The organism is Litorilituus sediminis (assembly GCF_004295665.1).
Classification (GTDB): Bacteria; Pseudomonadota; Gammaproteobacteria; order Enterobacterales; family Alteromonadaceae; genus Colwellia; species Colwellia sediminis.
On record NZ_CP034759.1, the window covers coordinates 3918228 to 3940299 of the forward strand.

The window sequence follows — 22072 nt, forward strand, 5'->3', positions numbered from 1 at the left end:
TGTAAGAGGAATTTTTATGAAAAATGGCGAAGCTTATCCAATTGGCACACCAGGGGTGAAGTGGGCAGAGCAAGAGAAACAGGCTTGGTTTGCTCAGCAAAGCATAAAGCGCAGCTATCAAGATGAAGTATTGGTTAAGTTAAGGCCTTTATCAGAGCACTTTGAGCTCAGCCAATATGGTGCGTTGACCATTGATGACAGTCGATATCCTTTATATGCACTGCAAAGTAAAACCTGGCAAAGTCAAAACAAAACCATTTTAGTTACTGGTGGTGTGCACGGTTATGAAACAAGTGGTGTGCAGGGGGCAATTCGCTTTTTAGAAAATGAAGTGAATAATATTAGCCAGTACAACAAGCAGTTTAATATTATTGTTGCTCCTTGTGTCAGCCCGTGGGGATATGAAACCATTAATCGATGGAACCCAAAGGCTATTGACCCTAACCGCTCATTTTATCCGCAAAGCCCTGCACAAGAGTCAGCCGCATTAATGGAATTTATCAATAACTTAGATGTTGATATTGCTTTGCACATTGATTTACATGAAACAACAGATACGGATAATAGTGAGTTTAGACCTGCACTAGCGGCACGAGATGCGGTTGAGCATAACAACTGGAATATTCCTGATGGTTTTTATTTGGTCGGCGATAGCACAAAGCCAGAAGCAGATTTTCAAAAAGCCATTATTTCAGGTGTTGAAAAAGTGACTCATATTGCCCCGCCTGATAGTAATAATCAATTAATTGGTGTGGAACTTGAGCAGTGGGGCGTAATTAATTATGCCGCCAGAGAGCTAGGTTTATGTATGGGTTTTACCAATGCTGATTTGGTCACTACAACAGAGGTTTACCCTGATAGCCCAATTGTGGATGATGAAAACTGTATTTTGGCGCAAGTCGCGGCAATTAGCGCTGCCTTAGATTTTCTTGCTGAGCAAAAGTAACCGCTATTAACTCGCTTTCAATCATTTTAAAAAGTCACCAATTGGTTAACACATGTCAATTAAGCATGTTTTGATTTGACAGGGTAGCGGGTTTTAGAAATACGAACGGTCCGGGCTTTGGGCCGTTTTCGTTTCTCTGGCAATATAAATTGTTTTACGTTTTCCCGCATCGCCCTCAACTTTTTAGGAATACTACCTGGTGAGGCTATTGCACACCACATAAACTCATCTTGGATAAATCGCATTGCCATCACAAAGCTTATGCGTAACGGAGAGACTTGTGCTTCTGTCGCTATTTGACTTATCTCGGCTCTAATTAGGTTATACGCAATTAATAATCCCCATATTTCTTGCTTTACGCCCTGAACTGTTTGGCTTCTAAGCAATATTGCATTATCAAGTTGAAATTGCTTTAACTCCCCATAGCCATTTTCTATCTCCCAACGCTCGAAGTACACTGCCAGAATATCTTCTGCTTTGTATTTATTAATGTCAGTTAAAGAGCTCAGGAGCCCTTTAATATGATTACTTTGTTTGTTTTCTGGGTAAGTAACGAGGCGAGCTTGCCAAACTTCAGGTAAACTCGGGTCTTGTTTTCTGGCATGATTTGATACTGACATTTCAATGAGAAAATCATGTTCACTGTACTGTTCAATGACACGGTATTTGGTATTACTTTTTATGGGGGTTAACCAGTGCTGCTCTTGGTTATGCCGTTGCCAATTCATCATAAGTTCTGCGCTTAGGTAGCACCTATCAAAAATAGTGAGTGAATTTGCTGATGCTGATGAAATTAACTGTTTCGCATAATTAACCTCGCCAACTCGGCTTGAGCCAAATGCGACATCTTTTATTAGGCGACTACGCAATGACATTAATGCACATAATCGTACTACTGGATATTCAAGGTGCTTATCTTGGCGGTGCTTGATATACCCAAACTCGCTTGCAGTTTCTGGCGTGTCTGCACAACGAAGCTGTGTGCCATCCACTGAAAAAAGTGATAGCCCACACCAAGTATCATCCCCATCTTGTTGTTGTGACCAATGTGTCGCCGTCAATTTAAATAGTTCAGCTAATGGAGTGTCACTTAAGCGCTTTCGTGCTTGCGGGATTGCACTGGGAGCAAGTGTTTCACCCAGTTTATCTGACAGTATTAGGTCAAGTTTATCAACAACCTCGGTAATAGGGCGATTACGATAAAGGCCTATTCCCACGATGAGCCAGACAACAAGCTCAGCTGGTAGTTTGCGCCTTCTCATACTGGCTTTATCCGTTTCAACGAGTACCTTCTCTATCCATTCCATTGGCAAATGTTTTTGGAAAACAGATAAATCTTCGGGAGCAGCAAAAGTGTCTGTATCGAGTAACCAATTTGAAAGCATAAAAAAAATCCAGTGACTTGTGATCACTGGATTTTGACAGATTGTAAAGATCGTTCAACCGATCATAATAATTTTCTTAACTGATCGGTGTTAACCAATTGGTGGCTTTTGTTTTTTGGGGCTATGTAAATACAATAATTAAAAAATAATAAATTCCATTTTATTTGTTACAAGTTGTTGTTTTTTTAATTAAAAATCTTTTTGTTTATATCAATGCAAAATAAAAATGAAAAAAAATCGAGATTATTAAAACTATTTATACAAGTCACGCTACCTTATAAATAGAACGAGTTAAATGCAGATATAAAAATTAAAGCGCTTAAATAAATTATGCAAAATTACCAACAAAATAAAAGGCTAGCCTGTGTTTGAACGCAGTGATGAAGCACTTATCAGGCAAGCATTGGCTGGCAAGAAAAAAGCATGGGTGTCATTGGTTAAACGTTATGAAAAGAATGTTTACAACTATGCGCTGAGGATGGTGAATAACCAAGCTGATGCAATGGATTTAATGCAAGATATTTTTCTTGCCGTATTTCGTAATTTATCAAGCTTTCGCGGCGATGCACCTTTTAAAGGCTGGCTTTTTAGAATTGCCCATTATAGGTGTCTTGAACATTACCGGAAAAAGCGCCCGACAAGCTCAATTGATGATCTGCCAGAGCAAGAAAGTGAAGATGCTAGCTTATGCCCAGAGCAGCAATTGTTTTCGAGTCAGAGAGCATCTGTGTTGGTGGAGGCAATGAAGTTGTTGCCAATCAAACAGAAACTGGTGGTAGAGCTAAAATTCTTTCAGCAGTGTACTTTTGAAGAAATTGCTCAACAACTTGATATATCAAGTAATACAGCAAAGTCGCAATTGTACAGTGGCCTAGAAAAGCTGAAAAGCCATTTGGCTAGTCAAGATGGCGAGCTAGATGTAGTTGCAAAAGATGATGTAAAAAACATGGGAGTTAGTCATGTTTAATCAAGATAGTAGTGATAAAAAAAGCACTCAACAAAGGATAACCTCTGAGCAAATAGAGCAGCATGCTGATTTTGAAGAGTATTTAGCTCAGCAGGCAAGGCAAGTACAAGATGAAGAGGTGCCACATTGGAATCGAGCCGCTGCATTTGAGCAATGCATGAGCGAGCAAACCGTGATAGAAAAAGTTCAAACAGGCATTAAAAGCTTGTGGGTAATGCCGGTGGTTTCCATGGCTTGTTCGCTTGTTGCAGTTGTTGCGCTGATGCCTTTTTTAGCACCCAGCAGCAAGATGGATGAGCAAACAATAGCGGCGCTAGTTGAGCAAGGTGTGCAGCAACAAATTGCAAGCAAAGTCGATGATATGGTTGCAATTAAACTTAGAGAGTTTGCCGCTGAGCAGCAAGTTATATTAGCGAATTATCGTGCAGATATGTTAACTCAACAGCAAAGCAGTAACTTAGAGTTGGCAAGTTATATATTAACGGCGTCAAGGCAAGAGCGAAAAGAAGATATGGCTGACTTTATTAGCTTTATCAATGCGCAACGTAAAGATGAGCAGCTGATGCAGAAAATTAAGTTTCAACAGTTACAACAGGAAATCAGTTTACAGAAGCTAAATTATGCCACCTATAACGGTTTACCTGCGACGGAGCAGCCAGCAGGACTAGATAAGCAAATGCCAGCTCAAGGCTTAATAAAGCAACCGTTAGATAAAAGTTAACAGTGTGAGAAAGCTACTACCGCTGGAAGTAGTATTGTAAGGAGTTAAAATGAAAATGCAGAACGATTACACCAGAATTAAGGCGGTGAATAAAATGAAACAAGTTATAGCTGGCGCCCTGTTTGTCTCAGGCTTGATGATTACCAGCAGCGTATATGCAAAACCTGTGGACTTAACGAGTATACAGAAGCAAATGTTGGTGATGAATAATATCATTAAATCATCAGTAAAAGCTCAGCGCGGAACAGGTGGCGGTAAGATAAGCGCAATTGATAGTGTTTATTTGCAAGGGCAAGGGGCAATTTTCACTATCAGTGCACATGGCTTTAACCGTAGTCGTCATGACTTTAATTTTGTTATGCCAACCGCGCCAGTTGCGCCTACTGCACCAGGGGCATTTTTAGATGATGATATACATGTTGAGGTCATCGAGTTTGATGAAGATATCTATGCTGACATGGAATCACAAGCAAGAGAGTTTGAACAAGCCGTTAAAGTGTTTGAAAAGCAGCAAGAGCATGCCAGAAGTTTACGGGATGAACAAAGAGAAATTGCTTATGAAATGCGAGAATTATCACGAGAAAGTAAAGATATCGCTTATCAACAACGCCGAGCAGATAAAGAAACCAAGGCTAAACTGGCCGTCAAGGTACAAGAAATAGAAAAAAAACAAAAAGCACTTAAGGAAACAAAAGTTAGTTTAGAAAAGCAAGTTAAACAGCTTAATGAGCAACAGAAAAAGCAAAAATTGGCACAAGCGAAAGAGCGCGAAGCTTACTTTAAAAGTTTATCCAATGGTTTAATAGAAACCCTATGTTTATACGGAAATGGCTTAAGAGCAGTACCGAAAAATGAGCATGTTAGCTTTATTATTAAGTCTGCAGGAGAAAGAGAAGGTCGCAACTATAAAGATGTTGTTTATGTGTTTAGTAAAAGTGATATTAACGACTGCGCTAGCGATAAAATTTCTATGAAAAAGCTGTTAGCCAAAGCATCGCATTATCAGTTTTAATAATAAGCAGTTTTAATATTCAGCAATTTTAATTTTGCAACTGCTGTATCTATGTTAAACCTTAATAGCCAAGCGTTATTAAGGTTTTTTTTAATGTTTTGCCAGTTTAATGTTTTGCCGGTTTAGTGTTTTGTTCAAGTTGGTAAATAAGCTGCTTTAGGCGCTTGCTGGCATGACTGGGGTTATACACTAAACATATCTGTTCAATATTCTTTTGCAACTTTTCATCTAATTCTAAGGTTATGAGATCAGCATTTTGCGCTATATCAGGAATATAGGCGATGGCTTTTGCATCACTGACTATGGCTTTTAGTGAGGATAGGCTATCACATCGATAAGCGATATTTCTTGGGTGCTGATGATCAGGCCAACCGTCAGAGCCAATACCACGTGTTATACCACAAAAGGGTGAACTGCTCGGAATGGCAAATGCGGCGCGACACACCTGTGACATGGTGAGCGGTTGCTTTTGAGCTAGAGGGTGTGACTTGGCTGCGACCAGTTTAAACTCGCTTTGTGTTAATACTAGGCTCTTTAAATTGTCGTTTTGTCTGCCACTAATGGCTTCTAGGGTGGTTATTGCTATGTCGGCACGGTTGCTTTCTAGGCGCTTAATGGCTTCCCCTTCATAAACCGTTACTAGATTTAGTTCTATATCTTGAGTATTTAGCGCTGGTATTATGCTGGTCAAGCAATAATCTACCAATATCGCAGGGCCTGCAATATTAAGCCATGTTTTTGTTTTGGGATTAGAAAATTCAGTCAGCATGGTGTCGTAGGAGTTAAGTAGGCTTTTGCCATGCTGAAAAAACTTTTGGCCATTACTATTGGCTTTGATATTTCTACCAATGCGATCAAATAACTGGGTATTTATTACGTTTTCAATTCGCTTTAACTTTTTAGAAAGCGCTCCAGAGGTAATGTGAAAGGTATTCGCAGTAGTCTTTAGATCTTCGCTTTGCAATAGGTGCAAGATTATTCGTATATCATTTATTTGCATTTCGTTTCCTTTATGGAAATGATTGTTGCTGCTTTTTCGCTAATTATTCATCAAAATATTGGCTAATATCCAGTTTAATTTTTAGGATTTCCGCAGCAAAGGTTACAAGATGTATATATTTAAGTGTTATTTTTTACTTACTCTGTTAATGGTGGGGCTTTTTTTAGCGCCAATAACCAGTAGTAAAGAAAGGCATAATCATAAACGCATTGGTTATCACGGCATGGTATTGTTTTCAGATAGTCATAATAACTTATACGCTAGTCACATGCCCTTGTATGCAAGCCCTCATGACTATCAAATTATTTATCAGCTAGAGCTTAAAAATAAAGAGGTGTTAACTGAGCACCTTCAACAGGGGCTAGTGACAATATTACCAGAGCAATTCGACCTTAATCACTTAATCCAGGGGGAACGTTTAGCGCTCGATGCTCAGTTTTATACAGGACATTTTGAACGTGGAGGACAAGAACTTAATAGCCAGAAGATTGTCTTTTCTAACGCTATTCTAATTGAAAGAGTGGATAAATCATTTCGTGCCAATGAACTGATGTTTTATGCTGAGCAACTAGCTGATGGCAATTGGTTACTGGTACATAAAATTCAACAGCCACCTTCTTTTGATTTACTGGCAATAGCCAAACCTATGAAAAAAAATCAGTTAGCAAATTTGAGTTGTTTAAAGCCTGAGCCGTTTAAGCTTAAGCTAGACATAACTGATGATTGGCTTAGTCATTGTCCTATCAAGAGCATTAAGTACTTTGAACGTGATGACTTCGCTCATTAGTTTTAGTCAATAAAAAAATGCTTAGAGCAGAATATTTTTATTGACCTTAGAGTGTACTCCAAGCTTTATGCTAGTGTATATTGATTAACTATCACAATGGTGTGGAACAATGTCATGTACAAAATAGGTGAGCTAGCAAACAAGCTTTCAGTATCGACTGATACATTAAGGTACTATGAAAAGCATAAACTTCTTATGGCAACGAGTAGAGCTGATAATGGTTACCGTTTATACAATGAAGAATCGCTGCGGGTAATGCAATTTATTATTCGCGCTAAAGATGTCGGCTTTAGTTTAAATGAAATCAATGAACTGCTCTCTATTAAGGTGGATAAAGCAAGTCATAGTTGTGCTGAGGTTAAATCGTTTACGCAACAAAAACTAGCGCAGGTTGAAGTAAAAATAGCAGAGCTTGAGCGCTTTAAAAGCTCTTTAAAATTACTGGTTGATGCCTGTTGTGGTGGAGAAGAGCAAGCCACTCACTGTTCTATTTTACAAGCACTGGAGAATGTTGATGCAACTGTTAACTAACTTTTGGCAATTGTTTGTATTATCTGCACCTTGGTTAATGCTTGGTTTACTTATTGCCGGTATTATTAATGTCTATTTACCAAAGGACTTTCTCAATAAGCATTTAGGGAAGAATGGCTTATTCACAACCATTAAAGCGGCACTTATTGGCGCACCTATGCCGCTTTGCTCATGTGGTGTAATACCTGCCGCGCTTGGCTTACGTCGCTCTGGTGCTTCAAAAAGTGCCACAACGGCTTTTTTAGTCTCAACACCAGAAACAGGCGTAGATTCAATTTCCGTCTCTTATGTTTTGCTAGGACCATTTATGGCGATTATTCGACCAATTGCTGCGGTTTCTAGCGCTATTGTTGCCGGTGTTATGGTTGGTAGTGATAGACAAGAAAAAACCAGTGAAAAAGCAAGCTCAGCGGTTAAGGCAACGTCATGTTGTAGTAAAGACGTTGAAAAGGTAGAGGTCAGTAGTTGCTGCGATAGTAAGCCAGAGGTAGAAACGACTTGTTGTGCTACGAGTAAAAAAGCCCCTGAGCCAGAGCAGACTTGCTGTAGCAAACAAGAAAAAGCTCAGGAAACTATGTGGCAAAAGTTGCAAAAAGCTGTACATTTTAGCTGCACAAAATTACTTAGTGACACGGCTAAGTGGTTATTAATCGGGTTAGTTTTTGCAGCATTAGTACAAACTTATGTTCCGGTGAGCTTTTTTAGTCAGTGGGGTAGTGGCATTCTCGCTATGACGGTGGTGATCTTAATCTCCATTCCCATGTATGTGTGCGCTACTGCATCAACCCCCATTGCCGCAGGGTTATTATTATCGGGCGTGTCGCCAGGGGCTGTTTTGGTCTTTATGTTAGCAGGGCCGGCAACCAATATTGCAACCTTAGGTGTGGTCGCCAGTGAATTAGGTAAACGAGCGGTATTTTCTTACTTAACTGGGGTGATTGGTGTAGCGATATTATTTGGTTTTCTAACTGACTACTTAGTTGCAAACTATCAGATTTCTGTTGCGCCTATGTTAGGAGAACACCATGAAGTACTACCACATTGGTTATCACTTCTATGCTCTGTGGTATTGGTTTTATTGCTATTAAGGTTATTAGTACTTAAATATAAAAGCTGATTATTATAGGAAATATTGACTATTTCCCATTTAGTAGGATTTTTTTTATATTGCACTGCTTGTTTTTTGAGCGAAATGTACTAGACTTTGCACGTTATTATTATTTTTACAAGGATGTAAGCTATGACAGAAGAGCAAAATAAGCGCCTCGAGCAGTTAACTACTTATTTAGTTGATCGCTGCATAAGCGAGGCCGAGTACTGTGAATATCTAGAACTAAGTGAGTTATTGCTAATGGATATGAAGCATATCCGTGATAACAAGAAGGTTTTAGATAGCTACTAAAGTTAAAGACTCAGGCTAACCTGTCGTACATAAATTTAAAAAAGCTTTTCAGTATAACTGAAAAGCTTTTTTTATTTTACCTGCCAATGTACCAGCTTTTTGTTGATGAAATAGAAGGCAATTTTTTGCTGATATGTTTGTATTTTTTCGGCAGTATCGCTGTGCTTAAGCTGATAGGCTTGCTCAAAGTTAACTTCATAGATAGTGTTTTTCATATTATCTGAAGCTAAAGTAAGCGCTGGAAACTTTTCTTTAATCTCATTGATGTAGTCTCCTACCTTAATTGAGGATAACTGCTTTTTATAATGATCTTTAATGCTGATTAATTCAAGGCTTGGATCTTCAATGCTAGGAATGCTTGAATTACTCGTGGTGCTGCATGCTGATAATAACAGTATTAGTAGAACACTTAATGTGATTAGCTTCATAAACGTACCTGTAATGCGATTTCTTATGCGCTATTGTATCTCTATATAGCCTTTTGATTTATTAAAGAATGTTGTTTAGTTGACCCTAATCAAAGATTGTTTTAATGAAATCAAGATGAAAAAAAGACGCAATCAAGCGTCTTTCTAATTAAGGTAATCAGATGGTGAGCATCTGATGAATTTGGTGGAGCGGGGGGGAGTTGAACCCCCGTCCAAAAAACCTACATCCTCGGTCCTACATGCTTAGTCGATTATTTATTTAGCCAATTAGACGCCAATCGACAGGCTTCGTCATGGTGAGCTTGATACTATTTCGCGGTTCAGCCTCAAGCGTGCTTCCCTCGCTAGCCTACTTAGGGTGACCATCGATCCTCAAGACAATAGGCGAGACTATGAGGTGATGGCTAGCATTAAGCTGCTAGTGCGAACGTTTCGTCGTTTGCAATTATAGTTTTGCGGCTTTTTACCAGGCCAACCGCCCCTGGGCATGCACCTTGGGTTTCGTGAATCTTGTCGAATCCTGAATCCGCCCCAAAGTTTATTTTGCTACAAAGTACAAATTATGCACTCTATAGGCCGATTATACCGTGCTTTGCTGGTTAAAACCAAGTGTTAAATAAATAAGTTGATGATAAAGCGTCATTAAACTTTGTGCTTCATCATTCTACCTTGCTCTACTTTCCACTCTCGGTCTTTAATATCAGCGCGTTTATCGTGATCTTTCTTACCTTTACCTAAGTAAAACTCAAGTTTGACCCAGCATTGCTTCCAATACATTGCCGTGGCAATGAGTGAAAAACCATTACGCTCAACAGCACCAATTAGTTTATCCAGTTCGCGTCTGTTTAAAAGTAGCTTACGAGGTCTAGTTGGTTCACATACCACATGACTTGACGCAGCCGTAAGTGGCTGTATTTCAGCACCCACTAAATAGGCTTCTCTGTCTTTGATATGGACATAGCAGTCAGAAATATTAACTTTGCCGCTACGAATACTTTTGATTTCCCAACCTTGTAAGCTCATGCCTGCTTCGAACTTATCTGTTAAGTTGTAGTTGTGGCGAGCTTTTTTATTTAAAGCAATGGTATTGCTGTTGGATTTGTTTTTAGATTTCTTTTTAGCCATGTTCTTCTATGCCGTGTTAATCGGCGATGATTATACAAGCAATTTTCACTATTTACATGAAATTTATTATTCGCCATTAAAATATCTAGATTAATGCGATTTTCAATGGAGTTTGTTATCATAGCGCGGTTCAAAGTAGAGGGGGTTTAATGCCAACCATAAGTCGTAGTGCTTTAGTTATGCACAGTGTTGATCAAATGTATCAATTAGTTAATGATATTCCGCAATACCCCAAGTTTTTGCCTGATTGTAGTAACAGCAAGATAATCTCCCAAGACGGTCAAACCGTGACTGCGGCATTATTGGTATCTAAAGGCGGTTTAAATAAGTGGTTTACTACACGAAACACGCTTATTTCAAATGAAAAAATTCATTTGTCTTTGGTTGATGGACCATTTAAAAAGCTAGAAGGCTATTGGCAGTTTACGCCATTGTCTGAAGACTCTTGTAAAGTAAGTTTGCAGCTTGAGTATGAGTTCTCGAGTAAAATAATTGCTTTTGCTTTTGGTAAGGTGTTTAGCCACTTTAGCCAAACCTTAGTGCAAGCTTTTACCCAAAGAGCTAAGCAAGTTTATGGGCATAACGGCTAGTAAGGAGTGAAAATGTCTGAGAATCAAATCCAAATTGAAGTGGTGTATGGGTTAGCACACAAGCAAAAACTTTTGACCTTGCCTGTAGCCGAAGGAACCACGGTTGAGCAAGCTATTGTTGAATCTGGCATATTGAGCATATTTCCAGAGATTGATTTAAAGTCTAATAAAGTTGGTATATGGAATCGCGCGGTTAAGCTAAATCAAGAGCTAGCAGATTTAGATAGAATAGAAATTTATCGACCGTTAATTGCTGACCCTAAAGAGGTGAGAAAGCGTAGAGCAGAAAAAGCGGTTCAAGAAGGGCGAGCAGACAAGACTACTGGCGGTAGGGTAAATCCTTTAAGAGCAGAAGCTAAGAAATAGAGTTACTTTGCTATTTTTCGAGTCACAAGAAAGCAAAAGAGCAGTCATTAGACTGCTCTCAGATTACTGACAAACCCCGTCATTCTGTTCGGGGTTTGTCTTTTATGAGCAGCCGTAGGCTGCGATCTCGATATTTTTCTAGCCACGTCTTTTCTATTTTATTTGGTTTTTCTGGACTTGTTTGGGGCTTATCTTCCCTATTTGGCGTGTTAATGTCTCGAATTGAGCTTTTAAAGGGCTATCCTTTTTAGATTGCCATTATTTGGGGAATATTTGATAGCGTCATTGCTATCTTCTTCATATTTTGTGCTGCCGCAGCCATATATGCTTGCATTTGAACATTATGCTTACCTCGGTATCTTGCATACCTGTGACCATGGTGTTGCTTTGCATCAGCAAAACTTCTTTCAACGGTTTCGCATCGTCGTTTGTAAAGGTATTTACCAAGGCTTGTTAAGCGAAATTCATTAGCCCGATCTTGACTCGCAGCCATTACGTGGCGTGTTATCACTTTCTTATGACTTTTACTCTTAGTGCAATCTTTTAATTGAGGGCAATTAACGCATACCTTGGGGTCAGAATGATATTCTCGGTAACCCTCTCGACTGGTGGTCGAGTAGATTAACGTTTGCTCTTGCGGGCAGGTATACGTATCTGCTTTCTCGTCGTATTTGAAGTGCTTTTTCTTAATGGCATTCTTCGTTCGTGAAGGACGACGGTAACCAAACACCCCTTGGATGTTACGTTGTTCCAGATTAAAACAGACGGGCGCTGTGAAGTAGCCTGCATCAATACCAACAAATTCAGGGATAGTGCAAAGCGATTTTCAATGGCATCAAGGCGAGCAATGTATGGTTGAGAATCGTGGACATTACCTGGCGTAATATGCGTATCTACAATAATGTTATAGTCGTTATCTACGGTTCTGTGGTCTAGGTAGAAAAAACCTTTTGGCTTTTCATCTCGGTGCATATAACCGCTATCACTATCGGTTTTACTTACCTTATTCCGCTTTATCTCACAATAGCCTTTATCCTTGAGTGGCTTTTTTCCAGCCGCTTTACGGTCTGCCTCCACAGCTTTGTTGATTTGCTTAATATAGGCACTGGTTGAGACGGGTTTGAGCTTGTTGGTGAACTTTCGTTTATTGGCGTTTGCTTTTAAGTGTGTGCTGTCGGTGAATAAGGCTTTGCCCCCAACTAGACCATGTTTAATGGCTTGTTGGACGATGTGATTAAATATACGTTCAAATACATCTGTGCCATTGAAACGACGAATACGATTTTGACTAAGTGTTGAGGCATCGATAACTTTCTCGGTAAGCCCCATGCGGAGAAACCATCGATACGCGACATTTACTTCGATGTCTTTGATGATTTGGCGCTCACTTTTAATACCAAATAAGTACCCAAGTAGCATAATTTTAAATAGCTGGACTGGCTCCACCGGAGGACGACCATTATCAGTGCAATATAAGTCTTTGACTTCATCTCGAATAAACTCAAAGTCAATATACTTATCGAGTTTACGAACTAGATGGTTGGCTGGAACTAACTGGTCTAGCGTGACCATTTCGAGTTCATGTTGTTGCGGGGAAGGTTCTCTTAACATGGTTAATTTTTGTAATTTTCCATGTTTTTATTAGATCAAAGTCCTAGACTACTGTCTAGGACTTTGTCATCAGTCTGAGAGCAGTCATTAGACTGCTCTTTTGCTTCAGAAACATACTGCTTAAATGAGTTACAGAGCTACTGCTTAAATGAGTTACAGAGCTACTGCTTAAATGAGCTTGTTTCCTCTTCTGCTTCGGCAGGGGCATTAAATGGCGTGTAAAAATTTTCCGATAATTCAAAATCACCGCTGGCATCTACTAATTTATCTTCTTCAAACTGTAAGACAAAAGATTTTTTTGTGTTGAATTTTTCACTTCTACCCGATTTAAATTTATACACATAATGCCAAGCATCTTGATTAAAGGCATCGACAACTACTGGGCTGCCTAAAATAAACTTAACCTGCTCTTTAGTCATACCTACTTGTAATTTCTCTATACTTTTTTGCTCAAGATAATTACCTTGTGGGATATCGATACGATAAACCCAGCTAGAACAAGCTGAAAGAGACAAGGCAATAGTAATAGCGGCAACACGAAACAACATTAATCTTTTATCCTAAAAACTGTGAGCAGGCATAATAACTAAGCATGACACGAGTTACAAAGTTATTTTTAATTTCTGAGTAATTATTTAGTTACAACTGACCTAACTTGCCAGTAGTTCTTGTGCATTGGCTAAGCTGTGCTCAGAAATTTTATCGCCTGCTAATAAACGGGCAATTTCTTTGATACGACTTTGCTCGCTTAGTTCCGTTACTTTTGTTTCTGTATGCTCGCCATCTGTTAATTTGCTAACAAAGAGTTGTTGGTGTCCTTTACAGGCCACTTGAGGCAGGTGAGTCACACAAATAACTTGGGTATTTTTAGCTAGTTGCTGCAACTTGCTGCCAACCATAGAGGCGGTTGGTCCACTAATACCTACATCGACTTCGTCAAAGATTAAGCTAGGCGTGACGACTTTTTCCGCTAAGATAACTTGCATAGCCAAACTAATACGAGACAGCTCTCCTCCTGAAGCAACCTTGTTCATTGCTTCAAGCGCTTGACCCGGGTTAATACTCACGAGGAAATTAATTACATCAGTCCCTTTGCTAGTGCCCATACCATCAGTGATATTACCTTCGCTAATATCTACGGCAAATTGTCCGTGTGGCATATTAAGTTCTTGCATACTTTTAGTGATAAGTTTGCTGAGCTTTTTACCGGCAGCTTGCCTTGAACGTGTTAAATTATTGGCAGCATCACGATAATAGTTTTGTGTGCTTTCAAGTTCATGAATAATGATATCAATTCGAGATTCATCATGTGAGATAGCTTGTAATTGCTGGCTTAACTCTTGATGAAAGCTAACTAAGTTTTCCGGCGAAACTTGATGCTTTTTAGCTAGCTGTAGTGCTTTTGAGTAGCGCTCTTCTATTATGCTGTAGCTTTCGGGATCAAGCTCTAGCTGTTGATAGTAATGCGTTAAATCACTACTCGCTTCATTTAATTGAATAAGTGCGTCTGACAGTAATATCGCCACATTATTAAGCTGCGAATCCATACGCGCTAAAGTGTTGATGTTGTCACTGCATTGACGTAACGAATCAATAATATTAACGCTTGGGTTTTCAGATAATAGCTGAATAGAAGATAGCGTGGTATCTAGCAGCTCTTGAGCATTACTAAAGCGTTTAAAATCAGCTTCTAAGGTTGAGAACTCGCCTTCTTGTAAGCCAAATTCATCAAGCTCTTCAACTTGATATTGAATGAGCTGTTTTTTCGCTTCACTTTCTTGTTTATTTTGTTGAAGTAGTACTAATTCTTTGTTTAAGCCTTGCCATTGCTTGTAATAGTGCTTTACTTCATCGAGTAATGTTTGGTGATTTGCATAATCGTCAAGTAAGCGACATTGCTGACTAGATTTAACAATCAGTTGATGATCATGCTGTCCATGGATGTTAATTAATAATTGACCAATTTCTTTAAGTTGCGCTAGAGGTACTTGGCTGCCGTTGATATACGCTTTTGAACGGCCTTCGCTGGAGATGACGCGACGTAATATACATTCAAAATTTGCATGGCTGTCTTCTTGATTGAGCTCATGTGATTTTAGCCACTTTTGCGCGGCTGGGTTTTTTTCGGTATCGAAGGTTGCGGCAAGTTCGGCTTTTTTACAGTTAGGTCTAACAACATTGGTGGTCGCACGTTCGCCTAGGCATAAGCCTAACGCATCAATCGCAATAGATTTACCTGCACCAGTTTCACCTGTGATGGTGGTCATGCCTGATTGCCAATCGATATCTAATGAGCGAACGATAGCAAAGTTTTGAATATTGAGTTGCAACAACATGTGCTAGCCTTATAAATATATGAACAAAAAACCAGTTACTGTTAATTTATACAGTAACTGGTTTTTATGCAAGCTATTTGCTTAAAATTTATCAGTCTATTTGCTAGCTGTTTGTTTAAGTTAGAAATTTAATAGGCAGCTTAGTAAAGCTTGTTGCCCCAACTTAACTTACTTCGCAGCACATTAAAGTAATCATGATCAAGCGGATGAATAAGCCTAATGGTGTACTCACTTTTTTTGATGATAACTTCATCACCTGGCATAACCGCAAGAATAACGTGACCATCGCAACTTACTTGTAAGTTTTCGTGGTTATCATTGGCTAAAATCAGTTTTATTTCACTGTCGCCATCAACTACTATAGGCCTACTTGTCAGTGTATGTGGGAACATAGGCACAAGTGATAAGGCATTTAGGTTAGGCGTTAAAATTGGTCCGCCCGCTGACATTGAATAAGCGGTTGAGCCAGTTGGCGTGGAAACAATAAGGCCATCAGAGCGCTGACTAAACATAAATGAACCGTCTATGTAGACTTCAAACTCAATCATGCTGGCTACTTTACCAGCATGCAGTACCGCTTCGTTTACTGCGCTATTTGAGCTTTTAAGTTTTCCATGTCGATAAACTTCAGCTTCAATGATAAAGCGCTGCTCTTGTCGTGATTTTCCCGCCAGTATTTGTTCTAGTGGCGTGATAATATCTTGTGGGCTTAAGTCGGTTAAAAAGCCTAAGTTGCCACGGTTAACGCCGATGACACCAATATCATAACAGGCTAAAACTCTGGCTGCGCCTAGCATATAACCATCACCACCAACAACAATAGCTAAATCAGCTTGTTCACCAATATCAGTCAATAGACCTGTGGTCATATTGTCAATGTTAAGTGATTGTGCAACTGCGTGCTCAACGATAACTTGGTAGTTATTTTTTAATAAATAATCGTGTAAAATTTCAATGGTATTGCTGGCGCCATCATGATGTGGCTTGCCAATTAAACCTATGGTTTTATATTGTTGAGTCATAACGTTATTTCAACTTTTTTAATGAGCAATATGCTCGCTATATGGGAAGTTTCGCTGGAATTTCTTCTGATGTAAAGTTCACTTTTTACAAATTGTTTTGAAATCACGCTTGAATCATGTAACTGAATCCCCATAATGACAGCAATAAAAGTTTTAATTTGGAGTTTTTCATGACAACAGAGTCAAATGAGCATAAAAGTGCTGAAGAGTTAACGCCAGAGCAGTTAGCAGAAGAAATTGTTCAACAAGCAGAAGAGCAAGTTGAGGAGCAGCATGAGCATGCTCATGAAATTATTAGCGAAGAGCAAGAGAGAATCAATGAACTTGAACTTGCTTTAGCAGCAGCAAAAGCAACGGTAGCTGATCAAAAGGATTCTGTGATCCGTGCAAAAGCAGAAGTGGATAATATTCGTCGTCGTTCTGCCCAAGATGTAGAAAAAGCACAAAAGTTCGCTTTAGAAAAGTTCGCTGGTGAAATGTTAACTACGGTTGATAACTTAGAGCGTGCTTTACAAAGCATCGATAAAGAAGATGAGAGTAACAAAGCCGTTGTTGAAGGTATTGAATTAACTTTACAAGGCTTAATTTCATCGTTAGAGAAGTTTGCAATTAAGGCTATTGACCCACAAGATCAACCATTCAACCCTGATCAGCATCAAGCTATGTCAATGCAAGAAGTACCAGGTGTTGCGCCAAATACGGTTATTGCCGTAATGCAAAAAGGCTATGAGTTAAATGGCCGCTTAATTCGTCCTGCTATGGTTATGGTATCAAAAGCACCAAGTGTTGATGCTAGCGCCTAAGTCACTTTATTAGCTCAACATAGTAAAAAGCAAAGGCGATTGTCTTTGCTTTTTTTGTGCCTGCTGAACTGAACCCAGAAAGTAAAATTCATTTACTTTGAAAGTTAATTTGTCTTAGCGGGTCTTTTTCAAAACATGTTTTTTAATATTGTTTTAATTATGACTCAGACATTTACTCGATACACTCTCTTTATCGTTAGCTTTTTCTTTAGCATGTCAGCCTACAGCGCAGATAAAGCCATGCCTTGGCAATTAAAAACACAATCTGGTGAAGATATTAGCTTATCTCAATATCAAGGTAAGCCTGTTATTTTGCACTTTTGGGCTACTTGGTGTCCGTATTGTAAAAAGCTACAACCTAGCTTAGTTGCATTGCAAAAACAGTATCAAGCACAAGGAGTAACCTTACTTGCTATTAGTTTTCGTGAAGATGAAGGCGCAAAACCTCAAGATGAAATTAACAATCGTGGTTTCGATTTTATCACTGCAGTTAATGGCGAGCAGGTTGCTAAAGATTATGAGGTACGCGGTACGCCAACAACTTACTTTTTAAATCGCCATCATGAAGTGATTTTTAAAACCACTAGTTCAAAAACTGATGACCCTAGATTAGCTCTGGCGCTTAAAGAAATGATCAAGTAGCTGTAAGCTCTTACACCTTTTGGTGCTTTTTCCAATGTTGGTTTTGCAAAACAGCCCATTTTTCTTTGCTTAGCTGGCGAAAGCACCTTTTTTCTTGCCTATATATCCTGCCTTTGCACAGCTACCTTTAAATATTGAGCATGTTTTTTGCACCATATATCAATAAAAAAGAAAATTTTTTAATTTTTTCTATTGAAAAGCATTTTGCTGACCCCACTTAGTATTTCAACAACAGATTTAACTTATTTCTAATGAATAGGAGCTCCAAAGATGGGCAAAATTATTGGTATTGACCTAGGAACAACTAACTCATGTGTTGCGGTTTTAGACGGTGACAGTGTACGTGTTATTGAAAATGCAGAAGGCGATCGTACTACGCCATCTATCATAGGTTATACAGCAGAAGGCGAAACTTTAGTTGGTCAACCAGCTAAGCGTCAAGCAGTTACAAACCCAAAAAATACTTTATTCGCGATTAAGCGTTTAATTGGTCGTCGTTTTGAAGACAAAGAAGTTCAACGTGATATCGAAATTATGCCATTTGGCATCGTTAAAGCTGATAATGGCGATGCTTGGGTTGAAGCAAAAGGCGAAAAAGTAGCGCCACCACAAGTGTCTGCTGAAGTACTGAAGAAAATGAAGAAAACTGCGGAAGACTTCTTAGGTGAAACAGTATCTGAAGCGGTAATTACGGTACCTGCTTACTTTAACGATTCACAACGTCAAGCTACTAAAGATGCTGGTCGTATCGCAGGTCTTGATGTTAAGCGTATTATCAACGAGCCAACAGCTGCTGCACTTGCCTATGGCATGGATAAAGCACAAGGCGATAAAGTTGTAGCTGTATATGACCTTGGTGGTGGTACTTTCGATATTTCAATCATTGAAATTGATGAAGTTGAAGGCGAGCACACTTTTGAAGTATTAGCGACTAACGGTGATACGCACTTAGGTGGTGAAGATTTCGATAATAAACTAATTAACTATCTAGTTAGTGAGTTTAAGAAAGAGCAAGGTATGGATTTAACAGCTGATCCGCTTGCGATGCAACGCTTAAAAGAAGCAGCAGAAAAAGCAAAATGTGAGCTTTCTTCAGCACAGCAAACAGACGTTAACTTACCATACATCACAGCGGATGCTTCAGGTCCTAAGCACATGAACATCAAAGTGACTCGCGCTAAGTTAGAGTCATTAGTTGAAGAGATGGTTAAGGCAACATTAGAGCCGTTAAAAATGGCCCTTAAAGATGCTGACTTATCAGTAAGTGACGTAGATGACGTTATCTTAGTGGGTGGTCAAACACGTATGCCATTAGTACAAAAAACGGTAACGGACTTCTTTGGCAAAGAGCCACGTAAAGATGTTAACCCTGATGAAGCTGTAGCTTCTGGTGCTGCAGTACAAGCAGGTGTATTAGCGGGTGATGTAACTGACGTATTGTTATTAGACGTAACACCATTATCTCTAGGTATTGAGACTATGGGTGGTGTGATGACTAAGGTAATTGACAAGAACACGACAATTCCTACTAAGCAATCACAAACTTTCTCAACGGCTGAAGATAACCAAGCGGCAGTAACTGTTCATGTTGTACAAGGTGAGCGTAAGCAAGCGGCAGCGAACAAGTCTTTAGGTCAGTTTAACTTAGAAGGTATTGACCCAGCACCACGTGGTACGCCACAAATCGAAGTAACCTTCGATATCGATGCTGATGGTATCCTTCATGTAACGGCAAAAGATAAGAACACAGGTAAAGAGCAGAAGATTACTATTAAAGCCTCTTCAGGTTTATCAGATGATGAAGTAGAGCAAATGGTACGTGACGCTGAAGCGAATGCTGATGCTGATGCTAAGTTTGAAGAATTAATTCAAGCACGTAACCAAGCTGACGGCATTGTTCACGCAACGCGTAAGCAAGTTGAAGAAGCGGGTGATGAGTTACCTTCTGAAGATAAAGAGAAAATCGAAGCAGCTATCACTGAACTTGAAGAAGCAATCAAGGGCGACGACAAAGAAGTGATTGAAGCTAAGCAACAAGCCTTAATGGAAGCATCAGCTAAGTTAATGGAAATTGCACAAGCTAAAGCGCAAGCACAAGGTGCACCAGCAGGTGATGCAGGTCAAGCACAAGATGCCGGTCAAGCGCCAGCAGATGATGTGGTAGACGCTGAGTTTGAAGAAGTGAAAGACGATAAGTAATTTTTTACGTAGCTAAGCTGTCGTTATATTGCTTAATTTCGGCGTCGAAGGTACTCACGTATAATTATACGCTCCGTGCCTTCTCCTTGAACTAAAGCGATATAACTTAATCTTAGCGAGTAAAAGAGTTAGACTACGTCCTCTTTAGAAAGCGTCGATATTTTCGGCGCTTTTTGTATGCTGGAAAGCATTAGTTAGTTATTAAGTTGGTGCTGATTTTCTTGGTTTTTTGTTTATTTGGTTTAAAAGAAATTAAGCAAATTAGTACCCATCAAGATGAAGTAAAGAAATAGATTTATGGCAAAACGTGATTATTATGAAGTGTTAGGTGTTTCAAAAGACGCCACAGAACGCGAAATTAAAAAAGCTTATAAAAAGTTAGCTATGAAATATCACCCTGATAGAACTAAGGGCGATAAAGGCATGGAAGAGACTTTTAAAGAAGTAAAAGAAGCTTATGAAGTACTAAATGATGATCAAAAACGTGCTGCTTACGATCAATACGGTCATGCAGCCTTTGAACAAGGTGGTCATGGTGGTTTTGGCGGCGGCTTTGGCGGTGGTCATGGTGACTTTGGTGATGCCTTCGGTGATATCTTTGGTGATATTTTCGGTGGTGGCCGCGGTCGTGGTGGTCAACAGCGAGCACGTCGTGGCTCCGACTTACGCTACAATGTTGAATTAAACCTTGAAGATGCGGTTAAGGGTAAGAGCTTAGAAATTAAAGTACCTACTTATGTTACTTGTGAACCATGTGATGGTTCAGGTGCGAAAAAAGGTACTAGCGCGAAAACTTGTTCGACTTGTCATGGTCATGGTCAAGTACAAATGCGCCAAGGCTTGTTTGCTGTTCAGCAAACCTGTCCAACCTGTAGTGGTAAAGGTAAAGTGATTACCGATCCTTGTACTTCATGTCGTGGTCAAGGTCGCGTTGAGAAAACAAAAACTTTATCCGTTAAAATTCCTGCTGGTGTTGATACTGGCGATAGAATTCGTTTATCAGGTGAAGGTGAAGCAGGTGAAAGCGGCGCACCAGCGGGTGATTTATACGTACAGGTTAATGTGAAAGATCATCCAATTTTTGTGCGTGATGAAAACCACTTATATTGTGAAGTACCGATTAGTTTCACAACGGCTGCACTTGGTGGTGAAATTGAAGTACCTACCTTAGCGGGTAAAGTGAAGCTGAAAGTACCAAAAGAAACGCAAACAGGAAAAATGTTCCGTTTACGTGGTAAGGGTGTGAAATCAGTACGTAGTTCTTCTACTGGTGATTTAATGTGTAAAGTAGTCATTGAAACGCCGGTGAATTTATCTGGCGATCAAGCTGAATTATTACGTAACTTAGAAGAGAAAATGGGCAAGAGCAGTAAAAAGCACAGCCCGAAAGAAACTGGCTTCTTTGATGGCGTGAAAAAGTTTTTTGATGACCTAAAAAGCTAATTTAGCTGAATAGTTAAGCTTGCAAAGGCGATAAGTGCTGACACTTATCGCCTTTTTTATTCTGCGTGTTTAGGAGACTATAGCGTTAGGATTACTCTTCACTAAAGTTGGGCAGGGTACCGCTGCGGCTGTGTTCAAATACCAGCGAGGTTTCTACTGTGGTCACTTCATCACGCGAGGTAATATTTTTAAAGACAAATTGGCGTAAATGCTCACTGTCTTTTACTGACATATGAATATAATAGTCGTAGCTACCACCCATATGATAAAGGTTGAGGATTTCTGGGAACTTAAGTAAGTCATCACGAAACTGATTTACAATTTGCTCAGAGTAGGGCTGTAATCTAATTGCGGCAATTGCTTCAATATTACCACCTATGGTGTTGAGGTTAACATCGATAAAGGCACCTTTAATGACACCACTTTGTTTGAGTCGCTTAACACGCTCTAAACATGTTGAAGGGGCAATGCCAATTTTGGCGGCTAATTCCTTATTGGTGATGTCAGCATCGTTATATAGAATGGTTAAAACGCGCAAGTCGATACTGTCGAGTTTTTTCATAAGTCACCTTTATGTTTAATTACGACTTTATTTTGGCAAATTCTACACTTAAAGTAGTTCAATAAACTAGTGAAAAAGTTATGTCGTTTGAATATTTAACGTTTAAAGTGGCATTATCCGAATTATTTTTAGTATTGGTTGATAGATTTTGCCAATTACCGTGATAAAGTCGTTACAAACTTTCACAGTGATAA

Annotated in this window: 23 protein-coding genes and 1 other RNA gene; 14 read left to right on the plus strand and 10 right to left on the minus strand. The window is 39.3% G+C overall.

The window, feature by feature from the left end; genetic code table 11:
• Window positions 1–16: 16 nt before the first annotated feature.
• Window positions 17–946: a M14 family metallopeptidase gene (locus tag EMK97_RS17340; protein ID WP_130604041.1), complete on the plus strand. Its 930-nt coding sequence runs from the start codon at window positions 17–19 to the stop codon at window positions 944–946.
• 59 nt (window positions 947–1005) lie between these two features.
• On the opposite strand, the gene EMK97_RS17345 is transcribed toward EMK97_RS17340, so the two are convergent.
• Entirely contained in the window at window positions 1006–2331 is a 1326-nt protein-coding gene (locus EMK97_RS17345) for an IS4 family transposase (RefSeq protein WP_130600978.1), read from the minus strand.
• A gap of 364 nt (window positions 2332–2695) precedes the next feature.
• Here EMK97_RS17345 and EMK97_RS17350 point away from each other — a divergent pair, with 364 nt between their 5' ends.
• The 3 genes from EMK97_RS17350 to EMK97_RS17360 are packed head-to-tail and all read left to right on the plus strand — an operon-like array spanning window position 2696 to window position 5031.
• Window positions 2696–3298, plus strand: a complete 603-nt coding sequence (locus EMK97_RS17350; RefSeq protein WP_130604042.1) for an RNA polymerase sigma factor — start codon at window positions 2696–2698, stop codon at window positions 3296–3298.
• Window positions 3291–4019, plus strand: coding sequence for a hypothetical protein (locus EMK97_RS17355; protein WP_211342252.1), 729 nt, complete (start codon window positions 3291–3293; stop codon window positions 4017–4019). Before EMK97_RS17350 ends, EMK97_RS17355 begins: the two co-directional genes overlap by 8 nt.
• Window positions 4020–4068: 49 nt before the next feature.
• On the plus strand, window positions 4069–5031 hold the full coding sequence (locus tag EMK97_RS17360) for a hypothetical protein (RefSeq protein ID WP_130604043.1): 963 nt from the start codon (window positions 4069–4071) through the stop codon (window positions 5029–5031).
• Between the two features lie 106 nt (window positions 5032–5137).
• Here EMK97_RS17360 and EMK97_RS17365 read toward each other — a convergent pair whose 3' ends face one another.
• On the minus strand, window positions 5138–6031 hold the full coding sequence (locus tag EMK97_RS17365; protein WP_130604044.1) for a LysR family transcriptional regulator: 894 nt from the start codon (window positions 6029–6031) through the stop codon (window positions 5138–5140).
• 109 nt (window positions 6032–6140) lie between these two features.
• Between EMK97_RS17365 and EMK97_RS17370 the strand changes: the two genes are divergently transcribed.
• The 4 genes from EMK97_RS17370 to EMK97_RS19090 all read left to right on the plus strand — a co-directional run bounded on the left by EMK97_RS17370 (window position 6141) and on the right by EMK97_RS19090 (window position 8751).
• Complete coding sequence (locus EMK97_RS17370; protein ID WP_130604045.1) at window positions 6141–6818, plus strand: hypothetical protein; 678 nt, start codon at window positions 6141–6143, stop codon at window positions 6816–6818.
• A 114-nt stretch (window positions 6819–6932) separates the two neighbouring features.
• Entirely contained in the window at window positions 6933–7349 is a 417-nt protein-coding gene (gene zntR / locus EMK97_RS17375; protein ID WP_130604046.1) for a Zn(2+)-responsive transcriptional regulator, read from the plus strand.
• On the plus strand, window positions 7333–8466 hold the full coding sequence (locus tag EMK97_RS17380) for an SO_0444 family Cu/Zn efflux transporter (RefSeq protein ID WP_211342253.1): 1134 nt from the start codon (window positions 7333–7335) through the stop codon (window positions 8464–8466). Before zntR ends, EMK97_RS17380 begins: the two co-directional genes overlap by 17 nt.
• Before the next feature lie 123 nt (window positions 8467–8589).
• Window positions 8590–8751: a hypothetical protein gene (locus tag EMK97_RS19090; RefSeq protein ID WP_170176805.1), complete on the plus strand. Its 162-nt coding sequence runs from the start codon at window positions 8590–8592 to the stop codon at window positions 8749–8751.
• A gap of 71 nt (window positions 8752–8822) precedes the next feature.
• Here EMK97_RS19090 and EMK97_RS17385 read toward each other — a convergent pair whose 3' ends face one another.
• The 3 genes from EMK97_RS17385 to smpB form a co-directional block, all read right to left on the minus strand.
• On the minus strand, window positions 8823–9179 hold the full coding sequence (locus EMK97_RS17385; protein WP_130604047.1) for a hypothetical protein: 357 nt from the start codon (window positions 9177–9179) through the stop codon (window positions 8823–8825).
• Between the two features lie 182 nt (window positions 9180–9361).
• Window positions 9362–9712, minus strand: a transfer-messenger RNA (tmRNA) gene (gene ssrA, locus EMK97_RS17390).
• Window positions 9713–9821: 109 nt separating this feature from the next.
• The gene (gene smpB / locus EMK97_RS17395; RefSeq protein WP_130604048.1) at window positions 9822–10304 is read right to left on the minus strand and encodes an SsrA-binding protein SmpB; all 483 of its coding nucleotides are present in this window, start codon (window positions 10302–10304) and stop codon (window positions 9822–9824) included.
• A 149-nt stretch (window positions 10305–10453) separates the two neighbouring features.
• On the opposite strand from smpB, the gene EMK97_RS17400 reads away from it, so the two are divergent.
• The gene (locus EMK97_RS17400; RefSeq protein WP_130604049.1) at window positions 10454–10894 is read left to right on the plus strand and encodes a type II toxin-antitoxin system RatA family toxin; all 441 of its coding nucleotides are present in this window, start codon (window positions 10454–10456) and stop codon (window positions 10892–10894) included.
• A 12-nt stretch (window positions 10895–10906) separates the two neighbouring features.
• A complete protein-coding gene (locus EMK97_RS17405) occupies window positions 10907–11260 on the plus strand; it encodes an RnfH family protein (protein WP_130604050.1) in 354 nt (117 codons plus the stop codon).
• Window positions 11261–11507: 247 nt separating this feature from the next.
• On the opposite strand, the gene EMK97_RS17410 is transcribed toward EMK97_RS17405, so the two are convergent.
• The 4 genes from EMK97_RS17410 to nadK all read right to left on the minus strand — a co-directional run bounded on the left by EMK97_RS17410 (window position 11508) and on the right by nadK (window position 16229).
• Window positions 11508–12871, minus strand: a protein-coding gene (locus EMK97_RS17410; protein WP_130604051.1) for an IS1182 family transposase whose coding sequence is annotated in 2 segments (ribosomal slippage) — window positions 11508–12061 and window positions 12061–12871 — 1365 coding nt in all. Because the reading frame shifts where the segments join, the coding sequence is not laid out codon by codon here.
• A gap of 161 nt (window positions 12872–13032) precedes the next feature.
• Window positions 13033–13419 (minus strand): outer membrane protein assembly factor BamE, encoded by a 387-nt coding sequence (locus tag EMK97_RS17415; protein ID WP_130604052.1) that lies wholly within the window; start codon window positions 13417–13419, stop codon window positions 13033–13035.
• Between the two features lie 102 nt (window positions 13420–13521).
• Window positions 13522–15207, minus strand: coding sequence for a DNA repair protein RecN (gene recN, locus EMK97_RS17420; RefSeq protein ID WP_130604053.1), 1686 nt, complete (start codon window positions 15205–15207; stop codon window positions 13522–13524).
• Between the two features lie 140 nt (window positions 15208–15347).
• Window positions 15348–16229, minus strand: coding sequence for an NAD(+) kinase (gene nadK, locus EMK97_RS17425; RefSeq protein WP_130604054.1), 882 nt, complete (start codon window positions 16227–16229; stop codon window positions 15348–15350).
• Between the two features lie 170 nt (window positions 16230–16399).
• Here nadK and grpE point away from each other — a divergent pair, with 170 nt between their 5' ends.
• The 4 genes from grpE (at window position 16400) to dnaJ (ending at window position 21316) form a co-directional block, all read left to right on the plus strand.
• Window positions 16400–17032 (plus strand): nucleotide exchange factor GrpE, encoded by a 633-nt coding sequence (gene grpE / locus EMK97_RS17430; protein ID WP_130604055.1) that lies wholly within the window; start codon window positions 16400–16402, stop codon window positions 17030–17032.
• Between the two features lie 213 nt (window positions 17033–17245).
• Window positions 17246–17674, plus strand: coding sequence for a TlpA disulfide reductase family protein (locus tag EMK97_RS17435; protein WP_246028825.1), 429 nt, complete (start codon window positions 17246–17248; stop codon window positions 17672–17674).
• A 270-nt stretch (window positions 17675–17944) separates the two neighbouring features.
• Window positions 17945–19873 carry a molecular chaperone DnaK gene (gene dnaK / locus EMK97_RS17440; protein ID WP_130604057.1) on the plus strand — a complete coding sequence of 643 codons (1929 nt, stop codon included), beginning with the start codon at window positions 17945–17947 and terminating at the stop codon, window positions 19871–19873.
• A gap of 297 nt (window positions 19874–20170) precedes the next feature.
• A complete protein-coding gene (dnaJ, locus tag EMK97_RS17445; protein WP_130604058.1) occupies window positions 20171–21316 on the plus strand; it encodes a molecular chaperone DnaJ in 1146 nt (381 codons plus the stop codon).
• A 91-nt stretch (window positions 21317–21407) separates the two neighbouring features.
• On the opposite strand, the gene EMK97_RS17450 is transcribed toward dnaJ, so the two are convergent.
• Window positions 21408–21878, minus strand: coding sequence for an Lrp/AsnC family transcriptional regulator (locus EMK97_RS17450; RefSeq protein ID WP_130604059.1), 471 nt, complete (start codon window positions 21876–21878; stop codon window positions 21408–21410).
• Window positions 21879–22072 lie beyond the last annotated feature (194 nt).